General features: G+C 51.5%; 13 protein-coding genes. 11 read left to right on the top strand and 2 right to left on the bottom strand.

Annotation, left to right across the window (positions count from 1 at the left end):
- Nucleotides 1-32: 32 nt before the first annotated feature.
- The gene (gene gyrA / locus OCU14_RS04095; protein WP_373875070.1) at nucleotides 33-2522 is read left to right on the top strand and encodes a DNA gyrase subunit A; all 2490 of its coding nucleotides are present in this window, start codon (nucleotides 33-35) and stop codon (nucleotides 2520-2522) included.
- A gap of 50 nt (nucleotides 2523-2572) precedes the next feature.
- Here gyrA and OCU14_RS04090 read toward each other — a convergent pair whose 3' ends face one another.
- The gene (locus tag OCU14_RS04090; protein WP_261809913.1) at nucleotides 2573-3976 is read right to left on the bottom strand and encodes an aminotransferase-like domain-containing protein; all 1404 of its coding nucleotides are present in this window, start codon (nucleotides 3974-3976) and stop codon (nucleotides 2573-2575) included.
- Between the two features lie 120 nt (nucleotides 3977-4096).
- Between OCU14_RS04090 and thiD the strand changes: the two genes are divergently transcribed.
- The 7 genes from thiD (at nucleotide 4097) to OCU14_RS04055 (ending at nucleotide 8114) form a co-directional block, all read left to right on the top strand.
- Nucleotides 4097-4894 carry a bifunctional hydroxymethylpyrimidine kinase/phosphomethylpyrimidine kinase gene (gene thiD, locus OCU14_RS04085; RefSeq protein ID WP_261809912.1) on the top strand — a complete coding sequence of 266 codons (798 nt, stop codon included), beginning with the start codon at nucleotides 4097-4099 and terminating at the stop codon, nucleotides 4892-4894.
- Entirely contained in the window at nucleotides 4891-5394 is a 504-nt protein-coding gene (locus OCU14_RS04080; RefSeq protein WP_125546454.1) for an ECF transporter S component, read from the top strand. The genes thiD and OCU14_RS04080 overlap by 4 nt, the downstream gene beginning before the upstream one ends.
- 13 nt (nucleotides 5395-5407) lie before the next feature.
- Nucleotides 5408-5965: a TIGR01440 family protein gene (locus OCU14_RS04075; protein WP_125546452.1), complete on the top strand. Its 558-nt coding sequence runs from the start codon at nucleotides 5408-5410 to the stop codon at nucleotides 5963-5965.
- 390 nt (nucleotides 5966-6355) lie between these two features.
- Nucleotides 6356-6652: a 30S ribosomal protein S6 gene (rpsF, locus tag OCU14_RS04070; protein WP_261809911.1), complete on the top strand. Its 297-nt coding sequence runs from the start codon at nucleotides 6356-6358 to the stop codon at nucleotides 6650-6652.
- Nucleotides 6653-6693: 41 nt separating this feature from the next.
- A complete protein-coding gene (gene ssb, locus OCU14_RS04065) occupies nucleotides 6694-7260 on the top strand; it encodes a single-stranded DNA-binding protein (protein WP_057878212.1) in 567 nt (188 codons plus the stop codon).
- A 28-nt stretch (nucleotides 7261-7288) separates the two neighbouring features.
- Complete coding sequence (rpsR, locus tag OCU14_RS04060; RefSeq protein ID WP_057878211.1) at nucleotides 7289-7525, top strand: 30S ribosomal protein S18; 237 nt, start codon at nucleotides 7289-7291, stop codon at nucleotides 7523-7525.
- 121 nt (nucleotides 7526-7646) lie between these two features.
- Complete coding sequence (locus tag OCU14_RS04055) at nucleotides 7647-8114, top strand: VOC family protein (RefSeq protein ID WP_261809910.1); 468 nt, start codon at nucleotides 7647-7649, stop codon at nucleotides 8112-8114.
- 50 nt (nucleotides 8115-8164) lie between these two features.
- Here OCU14_RS04055 and OCU14_RS04050 read toward each other — a convergent pair whose 3' ends face one another.
- Nucleotides 8165-8926: a MerR family transcriptional regulator gene (locus OCU14_RS04050; protein ID WP_261809909.1), complete on the bottom strand. Its 762-nt coding sequence runs from the start codon at nucleotides 8924-8926 to the stop codon at nucleotides 8165-8167.
- Nucleotides 8927-9182: 256 nt separating this feature from the next.
- On the opposite strand from OCU14_RS04050, the gene OCU14_RS04045 reads away from it, so the two are divergent.
- The 3 genes from OCU14_RS04045 to dnaB all read left to right on the top strand — a co-directional run bounded on the left by OCU14_RS04045 (nucleotide 9183) and on the right by dnaB (nucleotide 13268).
- Complete coding sequence (locus OCU14_RS04045) at nucleotides 9183-11198, top strand: DHH family phosphoesterase (RefSeq protein WP_261809908.1); 2016 nt, start codon at nucleotides 9183-9185, stop codon at nucleotides 11196-11198.
- Between the two features lie 66 nt (nucleotides 11199-11264).
- Nucleotides 11265-11717 (top strand): 50S ribosomal protein L9, encoded by a 453-nt coding sequence (gene rplI / locus OCU14_RS04040; protein WP_261809907.1) that lies wholly within the window; start codon nucleotides 11265-11267, stop codon nucleotides 11715-11717.
- A gap of 159 nt (nucleotides 11718-11876) precedes the next feature.
- Nucleotides 11877-13268, top strand: coding sequence for a replicative DNA helicase (dnaB, locus tag OCU14_RS04035; RefSeq protein ID WP_261809906.1), 1392 nt, complete (start codon nucleotides 11877-11879; stop codon nucleotides 13266-13268).
- Nucleotides 13269-13356 lie beyond the last annotated feature (88 nt).

Genomic DNA, 13356 nt, shown 5'->3' with positions numbered 1-13356 from the left:
GTCGGGTTACCGACGTTGACCTCTCACAAACCATGCGGACATCCTTCTTGGATTACGCGATGAGTGTGATTGTCCAACGGGCCTTACCTGACGTACGGGACGGCTTAAAGCCTGTTCACCGTCGGATTCTGTACGATATGCATGAGTTGGGCATTACGCCCGACAAGCCATTCCGGAAATCTGCCCGGATGGTTGGGGATGTCTTGGGGAAGTACCATCCCCATGGTGACTCCGCCGTGTACGAATCCATGGTACGAATGGCACAAGACTTCTCATACCGCTACATGTTAGTAGACGGTCATGGGAACTTTGGGTCCGTCGATGGTGACGGGGCCGCCGCCATGCGGTATACCGAAGCGCGATTGAGTAAGATCGCGATGGAAATGTTGCGCGACATTAATAAAGATACGATTGATTTTCAAGATAACTACGATGGTTCTGAAAGAGAACCCGTGGTGCTCCCATCACGTTTCCCTAACCTGTTGGTTAACGGGGCGTCCGGGATCGCCGTAGGGATGGCCACGAACATTCCGCCACATAACCTGACGGAAGTGATCAGTGCCTTACACATCTTGATGAAGAACCCCGATGCCAGCCTGGCTGAGTTGATGGAGGCCTTACCAGGTCCCGACTTCCCAACCGGGGGGATCGTGATGGGGAAGGCTGCCATTCGCCGGGCTTACGAGACCGGGAAGGGCACCATTACCCTGCGTGCCAAGGTCGACATCGAAGAAGAAAAGAACGGCAAGCAACGCATTGTGGCCACGGAAATTCCATACATGGTCAACAAAGCCAAACTGATCGAACGGATCGCCGAATTGGCCCGTGACAAGCGGATCGAAGGCATTACTGATGTCAACGATGAAACCGACCGGACGGGGATGCGGATCGTTATCGACGTCCGGCGTGATGCCAGTGCCGAGGTTATCTTAAATAACCTCTACAAGATGACGTTGATGCAGACCTCATTTGGGATCAACATGTTGGCGATCGTTAAGGGTGCGCCTAAGGTCTTAGGCCTAAAGGCCATCCTGCAGTATTACCTGGACTTCCAGCTCGAAGTTATTCAACGGCGGACTGCCTTTGAGTTGCGGAAGGCCGAAGCCAGAGCCCACATCCTGGAAGGGTTGCGGATCGCTCTGGACCACATCGATGCTATTATTACTATTATTCGACAGTCTCAGACCGCCGAAGTGGCGAAGAATGAATTGATGACTCGTTACAGTCTCTCCAACAAACAATCGCAAGCCATCTTGGACATGCGGTTGGTTCGATTGACCGGACTGGAACGTGAAAAGGTTGAGAAGGAATACAACGACGTCATGGCCAACATCAAGGATTACAAGGAAATCTTGGCATCCCGTGAACGCCAACAGAGCATTATTTATGATGAATTGTTGGAGATTCAAAACAAGTTTGGGGACGACCGTCGGACCGAATTAATGGTCGGTGAAGTCCTGAGCTTGGAAGATGAAGATCTGATTGCCGAAGAAGATGTCATCATTTCACTCACACATAATGGGTATATCAAACGTTTACCAACGTCTGAATTCAAGGCCCAAAACCGTGGGGGTAAAGGGGTTCAAGGCATGGGTGTGCACGATGATGATTTCATCGAACACCTCGTGGCTACCTCGACGCATGACATGCTGTTGTTCTTCACCAACACCGGGAAAGTTTACCGGATGAAGGGTTACGAAATTCCTGAGTATGGTCGCACGGCCAAGGGAATTCCCGTCATTAACTTGTTGGGGATCAACAACAACGAACACGTTCAGGCGGTGATTAACGTTTCGAACGCCGGGAAGGCTGAAGAACGCGATCTGTTCTTCACCACGGTGCAGGGGACGGTTAAGCGCACGCCGGTCGACGAGTTTGCCAACATTCGGAGTAATGGTCTGAAGGCCATTAACCTGAAGGAAAATGACGAACTGATCGACGTGTCGATCATTGACGACACGGCCAACATTATTATCGGGACCCATCTGGGTTACGCCGTTAGTTTTGCGGCCAAGGACGTCCGGTCGATGGGCCGTTCGGCTACCGGGGTTCGGGGAATTCGTCTCCGTGACCAGGATTACGTCATCGGTGCCAGCGTGTTGAAGCCAGACAGTCACGTGTTTGTCATTTCCGAAAAGGGTTATGGGAAGCAAACGGCCGCCGAAGAATACCCAATTAAGGGTCGAGGCGGTAAGGGAATCAAGACCGTTAACGTCACCGCCAAGAACGGGCCGTTAGCGGGATTGACCACCGTTGATGGTGATGAGGATATTATGCTGATCACTGACAAAGGGGTCATGATTCGCTTTAGCGCCGCGGATGTCTCCGAGACCGGTCGGGCAACCTTAGGGGTTCACCTGATTCGTTTGGGTGATGATTCCGAAGTGGCGACGATGGCCAAGGTAGCTAAGGAAGACGATGAAGCTGAGGATGCGGACGCACCTGCCGGGGAACCCGACAAGCCAGCCGATGCCGCAACGACACCAGACTCCACCGCGCCAACGAACCATTCTGAAGACTAACTAAGACGAGAGGCTCACTGCCAAATTGACAGTGAGCCTCTTTTTTATGACTATTTTTTGAGTCGTTCCCGTAACTGACGCTGCTTGTCGGCGTCAATACCGGCAAAGTTGAACCGAAAGGATCGTTTGTCGGTCCCGTAGATGGGGCCTGGCTTGACCAGAATTTTCTGGGCCAGGAGCTGGTTAAAGATATCAGGATCGTCTTGCGTGACCCACAGATAGAAGCCCCCCTTGGGTGTGGTGAACCGCCAGTCGGGCCGGCACTCGCGGAAGATGGCGGTGACCTGATCACGGCGACTGGATAGCTGAGCGGTTAATTTGGAAATCTCGGGTTCAAATGACGCGTTGTTGAGAGCCAGATTGGCCATGACCTGGGCCAACATGCTGGGCACGATGTCGAGTTTCTTTTGGACCTGCAGGAGGCGTTGACCGATGGCTTGGGGCGCCACGATCCAGCCAATCCGCGTGCTTGACCCCAAGAGTTTGGAGAGTGAACTCAGGTAGATGACATTCTCCGGCGCCAGAGATTTGAAGGTCGGCACCTCGTCTTGCTTGGCGACGAGCCAACCAAAGACGTCATCCTCGACGATGGGGATCTGGTAGTTTTGGCATAGCTTCAGGATGCGTTGCCGTTGTTCCAGGGTCAGGATGCTGCCAGTTGGGTTCTGGAAGGTGGGATTCATAATGAGGAGTTTAATGCGGTGTTTCAGGATGGCGTCCTCGAGGGCCGCGAGATCCAGGCCGTCTGAGGTTAGGGGTACGGGATAGGTGTGAATCCCCGTGGCTTGAAAGATGGCACTCGAGTTGAAGTAAGAGGGCCGGGCGAAGGCCACGGCATCCCCAACCTGCAGGAGGCTTCGGAGGACCAGCAAGAGCGATTGTTGGGCCCCACCGGCGATGATCAGGGTCTGGTTGGCCAGGTGGAATTGCTTTTTATCGGTGTGAATTTGGCCAATCGTGTGAATCAAAGGCTGATAGCCGGCATCTTGTTCCTGCTTTTGCGCCAGAAGAAAGCCATGCCAGTCCAGCTGTAACGCCCCTAGTTCGGGGATGAGACCAATGGGGAGTTCATTGGCGGCCCCGTCGATCAGGGTCCCGTGGTCCAGTGCTCTGGCCTGCAAGAGGCGTTGTTGGTAGGCCTGATCACCGCGAGATTCCGTGTTTTCCAAGAAGAAGTTCCAGTTCACCTTGTCGGCCTGACTGGCGATTTGGGGGAGTGTGGAAACATAGGTCCCACTCCCGGTCTTTTTAATTAGGAGCCCGTTGGCTGTCAGTTCGAGGAAGGCTCGGGTGACCGTGGAGCGGTCGACCTTTAAGAGCTGCGCCAGCTCTCGTTCGGCCGGGAGCCGTTGTCCCGGCAAGAGCTTATCGTCTTCGATGAGGCGCTTGATGAGTTGCGTAATGGCGCGGTACTTGGGTTTGATGGGTGGTAGATCCGCATACCAGTTAATCATGGCAAATCCCTCCAATTGGTTTCCTTCAGTATAATAATTGGCTGGATTAAAAACAAGCCAATTGGCTGTTGTGATCCAACCGTGAAGGGGCAATACTAGAGAGTGTTGGAGGGAGCGCTCATGGAAAATGTTTTAACCATTGCTGGTTCGGATAGCCTTGCGGGTGGCGGTATCGAAGCCGACCTCAAGACATTCGAAGAGCTAAATGTGTTTGGGCTTAGCGCGCTGACGAGCGTGGCCAGCATCACCCCCGCGGGAGTGAATCTAAGCCAAATTCCACCGACCGTCATCGGGCAGCAGTTGGATTCCATTTTGAGTCAACTGCCGGTCCATTTTGCCAAAACGGGGCTCTTGGGTAGCCAAGCGGCATTAACGATGGTCTGCGACAAGTTACAAGCCACTAAGCTCAAGTTGGTGGTCGATCCCGTCCTGGTCTTCAAGGAGGGCGAGACACAGCTACACACGACTTACATAGACGCAATGACCCATAACTTATTGCCTCTTGGTTACGTCACAACGCCAAACCTGGATGAAGCGCGCCAGCTGAGCGGCCTCGCCGAAATCACCACTAAAGATCAGATGCGTGAAGCCGCACTGCGGATTCAGACCTTTGGTTGTCCCAATGTGGTGATCAAGGGCGGGAGCCGCCTGGCGGGGGATGTGGCTCTGGATTATCTGCGGGCTGGGGATCAGGATTACTGGTTCACGGGACCGAAGATTAACCGGCAGACCACGGACGGTGCCGGTTGTACCTTCTCAGCGGCCATTACCGCCGAGTTGGCAAACGGGCAGTCGTTACCCGCTGCGGTTGCTGCGGCCAAGACATTCGTTCGGTTAGGCATTACCCATGGCGTGGCAATTAGCGCGACGCTCGGGAGCGTGTGGCAAGGGGCAAGCCGACAGGAGGAAACAAAATGAAAAAGGCAAAGGATCCAATTAAACAGATGACGTTAACCGCGGTGCTGACGGCGATGACGGTGGCCATGTCGTTATTGGTCATCATCCCCGTTCCAGCCACCAAAGGCTTTGTGACGCTTTGTGAAGTAGGAATTTACGCCACGGCGATTCTCTTTGGGAACCCCATGGGAGCCGTCGTTGGGGGAACCAGTGGCTTTCTGATTGACTTATTGTCCGGTCATCCCGAGTGGTGCTTGTTCTCACTGGTAATCCATGGGGCCCAAGGAGCCGCCGTAGGTTTCCTGACCCCTGAGCACAAAACGATTAAAACAACTATTTTTCCTTTATTAGTTGGAAGCGTTATTATGATAGTTGGGTACTACTTTGCGACCGCCTTACTTTTCGGTTGGGCAGCCGGATTGGCCTCGATCTTTGGTAACATCGTTCAAGTCGGGTTTGGGATGGTCGTAACACTTTCCATCGTGGAGAGTCTTGTGAAATTCAAGCCTAATTTAGTTTAAGGAGTGACATTTGATGGCAGTAGATACAAGTAAAATTGAAGCTGACCTGAACGTCATTGTTTCTGACGTTTTGGATGCAGCTCACTTACGTAAAGGTGATTTGTTTGTTCTGGGATGCTCAACCAGCGAAGTTGTTGGCGGGCACATTGGTAAGGATTCCAACCCCGCAGTGGGGATGGCCATTATCAAGACCTTAGTTGCCAAGTTACGCCCACTGGGCATTCACTTGGCGGTACAAGGGTGTGAACACATCAACCGGAGCTTGGTGGTTGAACGCGAAGTTGCGGAAAAGAATCACTTTGAGATTGTCACGGTTGTGCCAGCCTTACACGCCGGCGGGGCCGCTTCAATCGCTGCCTTCAAGCAGTTCAAGGATCCCGTTGAAGTCGAACACGTTGTGGCGCAAGCCGGTCTCGATATTGGGGACACGGCCATTGGCCAACACGTCAAGTTCGTTCAGGTTCCGGTACGGCCTTCATTGAAGGAATTGGGTGGTGCTCACGTCACTGCCTTACGTTCTCGTCCTAAGTACGTTGGTGGTCCACGGGCAAACTACGATCCTATTAAATAATTAAGTGAGAAGAACGGCGCGAGTCGTTCTTTTTTTGTGGGTTGGGCTGGCAGACCCATTCAGAGAGCCATAATGGTTACTGACGAGAGGGTAATAGGAAATTCGATTACCGGGGAGTCAACCGACCAACGGCGCTGAGAAAGGTCGTGAGCCCAGATTTTGACGTGACGAGTTCTTCTTTAAAAAAAGTTTCGGGGATTTAAAATAACGGCCCTGAAAATCCGGAATTAACCTTGTAACGTAAACAACACCCATCGGTCGGCCCCGATTTGCTTAACATTTCTGTTTATGCTATACTACTAGCTTGTGAGTATCTGGCTTACGCTAGTGTCTCTCCTTGCTTCCGCATTGTAGCGGGGGCCTGAAGTCCATAAGGAGGTGTAATGATTCATGGAAACTACTAAATACGAAATTACCTACATCATTCGTCCAGATCTTGACGATGGCGCAAAGACCGCTTTGGTTGAACGCTTTGACAAGGTTATCACGGACAACGGTGCAGAAGTGATCGGTTCAAAAGACTGGTCCAAGCGTCGTTTTGCTTACGAAATCGGTGGCTTTAACGAAGGTATTTACCACATTATCACGGTAAACGCTTCTGATGACGAAGCTTTAAACGAATTCGACCGTTTAGCTAAGATCAATGGCAGTATCTTACGTCATATGATCGTTAAGCGCGAAGATTAATTTAACTACAGACTTTTAAATTTGAGAGGAGTTATTCAGCAATGATCAACCGAGTAGTACTTACTGGCCGACTGACACGGGATGTTGAGTTACGTTATACCCAAGGCGGTGCTGCTGTTGCCACATTTACTTTGGCCGTTGATCGGCGGTTCACCAACCAGCAAGGTGAGCGGGAAGCTGATTTCGTTAGTTGTGTCATTTGGCGCAAATCCGCGGAAAATTTTGCGAACTATATGCACAAGGGGTCTCTTTGTGGCATTGAAGGCCGCATCCAAACCCGGAACTACGAAAATCAGCAGGGTCAACGAGTTTACGTGACTGAAGTTGTCGTCGAGAACTTTTCGTTCTTGGAACCACGTTCGAGCAATCGTAACGCGAACGCCAACGGTGGAAATGAAAACTACGGTGCACCCGTGAATAATGCTCCTCAGAATCAGAATCAAAATGCCAATCCATTTACGAGCGGGAACCCAACTTCGAGTGCCCCAACTCAAAATCAGAATCCAAGACCGACAACGCCAAATCAGAACGCCGGCAGCAATGCTAGCGACCCATTTGCGAATACCGGGGATTCAATTGACATTTCCGATGATGATTTACCGTTCTAAACACTAAAAAACGAGGAGGGAATTTCTCATGGCAGGACAACGTCGTGGCGGCCGTCGCCGTCGTAAGGTTGACTTTATTGCAGCCAACCACATCGAATACATTGATTACAAAGATACTGACTTATTACGTCGGTTTATCTCCGAACGGGGTAAGATCTTACCTCGCCGGGTTACTGGCACTAGTGCCAAGAACCAACGGAAGTTAACTATCGCTATCAAGCGTTCACGGATCATGGGCTTAATGCCATTTATCGGTGAAGAATAGTTTTTAAAAGCCATCCCTGCGGGGGTGGCTTTTTTATGCCAAAAATTAGGCTATCGTATTCGTGAGAAGATTGCTACAATTGAGCCACAGTTGTGTCCGCAACAGGAAAGGATGAATGGTTATGCAGTCTCGTTTGATTCCTAGTCTTTCATTTACCAGTGCCAAGGAGGCTCTCGCGTATTACCAAGAGGTCTTCGGCGCACAGGATGTTTATCGCTTCAGTCCCAGTGCCGAGCAGGCTACCCAATTTGGGCTACCGGCCGATGCTGACTTGGAGGCGATGACAATTCATGCCGGGTTTAGTGTCCTGGGAACTAGCCTACAGTGTGCGGATGCCTTTCGCGGGGCACCCACACCGAGCAACCAAATTGATCTGATCTTGGATATCAATGCGGATGACGCTGCCAGTGCGGCGGCCGCTGAGGCTTTCTATCAACGCGTCGTGGCCTCACAGACAGTTACCGTGGATATGCCCTTTGAACCGCAGTTCTGGGGCGGTAAGATGGGGCAATTCACCGATCGCTATGGGATTTCCTGGATGCTTCACGTGATGCCTTGGAGTCAAATTAAAGACCCCACGGCCCAATAAGAGACAGCAAAAAGGTGTTGGAACCCAGCGGTTCAGCACCTTTTAAAGCCTTATTGCGCATAGTGTTGAATGATGGCGGCCAGGGTTGCCGTGGCATTGGGCAAGCCCACCCGATCGTTGTAGTAGCTAGCAAAGCGGTCGTCACTCAGGTAAAGTTCGGCCAGACCGCGATGGGCGGCTGGTGAGTAATTGTTCCACGTGAAACATAACCAGGTTTTGTGGTCGTTGAAGACTTGGCGAGCTAGGTCGCTAGCCACGTCACCAGATTGGGCCACGGCCTTGAGAGTGGTGAGCAACCGCTGTTCACAGGCTTGCATCGCCTGATAATCCGTCTCACTGAGTGCGGCAAACTGGCGCTGACTGGCAACTACCGACGCTGTGCCGTAACGCTCACGGGCTTCCTGACCGAACTCACGGTCATTCGTGGTGAGTTGTTCCTGTTTAAAGGCACTGAATTTTTCTGAATCCGTCATTTGCGGACCTCCGTTTCTGGCCGCTAGGGTGCGGTCCAGGGTAGTCAGCAACGTCGTGAGGTGTTCCCGTTCATCCAGTAAGCGTTGGCGTTGTTGGGCGAGAGCTGCCGTTTGTCGGGCGGGCGACTGGTCCAAGAGTTCCTGGATGGCGTTGAGACTGAAACCAAACAATTGAAAATAACGAATCATTTGTAACCGATCGACGGCACTAGTGTCGTATTCGCGGTAGCCGTTTTGGGGATTGCGTTTTGCTGGCAACAGACCAATCTGATCGTAATACCGCAGGGTGCGTGGACTTACCTTGGCTAGGCGCGCCAGTTCTTGAATGCTGGTGGTCACGGGACCCACCTCCTTTCGTGCTTACAACCTACTATAAGGGTTACCGTCGCGTCAAGGTCAAGCTAAAATGGAAATTAAAATAAATCGGATTCATCCCCGCCACGTTAAGGTTTCATCCGGTTAGTCGGGTCTTTGTGATTGCCACCGAATGTGATAAAATAAGGGTATTATTTGTAACTTTTAAGCCCGCTAATTTTCAGAAGCTGTTTTAGTGGGTGAACACAAATTTTTCCAGATGAATCAGATGAGGAGCAAAATGAATAAATTATTTTCGCGATCCAACATCCCCGAATTCTTACAGAATCGGCGCTTGCGCGGTATCGCTATTATGACCGCTGCTCTGGCCATCCTCGGCATCGTCCTGTCCTTCCTATTAAGCTGGGTCTTTGGGATTATCATCTTAGTTTTGGTGGGGATTGCCACGCTGGTTGTGTTCAATACCATGGCGGAGATTGGTGATGACACCACGCAATATATTTCCGACCTGGCATTTCGCATTCAGCAAGGGGAGCAAGAGGCCTTACTGCGCATGCCACCGGGTGTGATGATTCTGGGGGATAACGACCAAGTGGAATGGGTCAATCCCTACCTGCAGAATTACTTCGGGGACACCGACGTTTTGAGTCGGCCCATTAAAGAAGTCGACCCCGAGTTGGCGACCCTGATTAGCACGGCTGAGCCGCAGACGATGACCACGATTAAGTGGCAAGACCAGCGGTTTACGATGTACGTGCAACCAGATTTTCATGCCGTCTACCTGTATGACATCACGCATTACCAGTTGATTCAAGAGCAGTACGACAACGAAAAGATCGCTATCGGCCAAATCTTCTTGGATAACTACGATGAGATTACCCAGTCGATGACCGACCAGGATATTTCCAATCTACGAAACTACGTGACCAACGAGTTGTCGGCCTGGGTTCAGCAGTTTGATATGTACCTCAAACAGTTGGACGATGACCACTACTTCATCCTGGCCTACGCCAAGTCGCTGGCCGCGATTGAAGCCGACAAATTCAAGATTCTCGATACGATCCGGGAGACCACGTCTAAGCAAAACTTCCCATTAACCTTGAGTATGGGGATTGCTTACGGCGATCCCAACCTCAACAAGCTGGCCGATCAAGCCCAGAGTAATCTGGACCTGGCGCTGGGCCGGGGTGGGGACCAGGTCGTGGTGAAGGCCGCTGACCAAGCCGCCCGCTACTATGGTGGGAAGACCAATCCGATGGAGAAACGGACGCGGGTTCGGGCCCGGATGATTTCACAAGCCCTACAAGAGCTGATGAACGAGTCCGACCAGATCTTCGTTCAGGGGCATTCGCAACCTGATATGGATTCGCTAGGCGCCTGTCTAGGGATTCGGCGGATTGCCAAGATGAACAACAAGACCTGTTGGATTGTCTTGGATAAGGAAACGGTCCACTCCGACGTTCAGCGGTTGCTGGACAACCTGAAGGACTATCCATCGATCGATGCCGCGATTATCTCGCCGGAAGAGGCGTTGGAGAAGGCCACCGACCAGAGTATGTTGCTGATGGTGGACCATTCGAAGCCGTCGATTTCCATTTCCTCGGCGCTCTACGACCGGTTGGAAAACCGCGTGATGATTATTGACCATCACCGGCGTGGCGAAGAGTTCCCTGAAAATCCACTGCTGGTCTACATCGAACCATATGCCAGCTCGACCTGTGAACTGATTACCGAAATGTTTGAGTATCAGTCGCAAGAGGGTGAACCGATCAACAAGCTGGAAGCCACGGCAATGTTGGCGGGGATCTTCGTGGATACGAAACACTTCTCGTTACGGACCGGGACGCGAACCTTTGACGCCGCTAGTTACCTCCGTTCTGCGGGGGCCGATGCGCTCGAGATGCAGCGTTACATGAAGGAAAACGTCGATAGTTACCTGAAACGCAACCACCTGATCGAAATGGTGGAATTCGTCAATGAAGACATGGCCCTGATTGCCGGGGAAGAGGATCAGACCTATGATCCCGTCACCGCGGCGCAGGCCGCCGATGACCTCCTGAATATGTCCGGTGTGGATGCCTCATATGTCATCACGCGCAGAGACGATGGCCGTGTCGGAATTTCCGCGCGGTCGTTGGGTGAGATTAACGTCCAGCTCACCATGGAAGCCATGGGTGGTGGGGGTCACCTGTCTAACGCGGCGACCCAGATTAGCGACAAGTCCGTCACCGAGGTTAAGCAACAGCTGATTGAGCTGCTCAACCATAGCGGCGAACCGGAACCGGTCACCACATAGTTAATTGATTCTGGTGAGGTTTCGGCGTAGGATTAAAGTTAGCATATTAAATGAGGAGTGACCGACGTGAGAGTTATTTTTACCAAAGATGTCCGGGGTAAGGGTAAGCGCGGAGAAATTAAGAACGTTCCCGATGGCTACGCCCAAAACTTCCTGATTAAACGGGGGTTGGCCAAGGAGGCTAACCAAGCTGCCATGAGTCAACTCAAGGCAGAAAAGAATGCGGAAGACCGGCGTGAGGCTGAGAATTTAGCCGATGCCAAGGAACTCCAAAAGCACTTGGAAGACGACAAGACGGTGGTTGAAATCGTCGCCAAGGCTGGGGAAGATGGCCGGTTGTTCGGCTCAATTCCTAGCAAGCAGATTACGCAGGCACTTCAGAAGCAATTTGGTCTGAAGCTCGACAAGCGTAAGGTGGAACTCCCAGAACCCATTCGGGTCTTGGGCTACACAAATGTTCCCGTTAAGTTACACAGCCAAGTGACCGCGAAGATTCGCGTTCACGTGACGCAAAAGTAAGACAAATGTCTAGGGAAGGCCGCCGGTCATGGTGGCCTTTTTCATTACCATTCTGATGTCGGGAAAACTCGGGTCACTTTTCCCCTTGGCTCGTGATACTATGGTAGAATAGAAACCTGATGTTGAACTGGTGTCCAATAAAGAGGTAAATAATCAAGCATGGATAATAACGTATTAACAGACCATACACCACCACAGAACCTCGATGCCGAAAAGGCGGTCCTCGGGGCTATCTTTTTGAGTACGGATGCGTTGGTGGATGCGTTAGAATTTTTAGAGCCGGAAGACTTTTATCGTCGGGAACACCAGATTATCTTCCAGGCGATGATCGAACTTAACGACCGGGACGAAGCCATTGATGTGGTGACGATCACGGACCGACTGACGGCTAAGAATCAGTTGGATGACGTGGGTGGGATTACCTATATTGCTGAGTTAGCAGGGGCCGTTCCGACCGCCGCTAACGCCACGTACTATGCCAAGATCGTCCAAGAAAAATCGATGCTTCGAAAACTGATTCAAACGGCGACGAACATTGCGACGCAAGGGTATCAGCAAGATGGAGATGTTACTGACCTTCTCGACAACGCCGAACGGGATATTATGAACGTGGCAGGGACCCGGAATCAATCGGGATTTAAGCCGATCCGAGATGTCCTGAATACCTCCTTTGAAGAGATTAACAAGCTCTCTGAACAGGGGGATGTAATTACGGGGTTGTCGACGGGCTATGCCGAGCTGGATAAGATGACTACCGGTTTACACAATGATGAGTTGATGATTCTCGCCGCCCGGCCAGCCGTGGGGAAGACCGCCTTTGCCTTGAATATCGCGCAGAATGTGGGAACCAAGACTGACAAGACCGTGGCTATTTTCAGTTTGGAAATGAGTGCGGAGTCCCTGGTTAACCGGATGTTGTGTGCGGAAGGGTCGATCGATGCCAATCACCTGCGGACGGGGCAACTCTCCGAGGATGAGTGGCAGAACCTGATCGTGGCCATGGGCAGTTTGGCCAAGGCTAGCATTTATATCGATGACACCGCTGGGAATAAAATTACCGAAATTCGGGCTAAGTGCCGACGGTTGGCCAAGGAAAAGGGTAATTTAGGCCTCATCGTCATTGATTATTTACAATTGATCGAAGGAACTAATCATGAAAATCGGCAACAAGAAGTTTCCGATATTTCACGGCAATTAAAGAAACTGGCCAAGGAACTTCACGTGCCCGTTATTGCGTTGTCTCAACTTGCTCGTGGGGTAGAACAGCGGCAGGATAAGCGGCCGGTTTTATCCGACATTCGAGAATCTGGGGCCATCGAACAAGATGCCGACATCGTGTCGTTCCTGTACCGTGACGATTACTACGAACGTGACGGGGATGATAGTGATAGCAATGACAGTGACCCCCGTGATGAGGGCGACCAGGACGTGGGGGAAGTCGAAGTCATTATCGAAAAGAACCGTTCTGGTCCACGAGGAACGGTCAAATTACTCTTTGTAAAGTCGTATAATAAGTTCTCATCGGTGGCTTACGTCCCGGATGGGCACTAAATCAAATTGAATTGAACTCATTTAGCCCCGTAATCATGGTGATTACGGGGCTAATTAGCATTTAAATAGTGTTTATGCGCAAAATTCA

Source organism: Levilactobacillus humaensis (genome assembly GCF_024345185.1).
In the GTDB taxonomy this organism is placed as follows: Bacteria; Bacillota; Bacilli; order Lactobacillales; family Lactobacillaceae; genus Levilactobacillus; species Levilactobacillus humaensis.
This window is presented reverse-complemented; position numbering and strand designations above follow the sequence as displayed.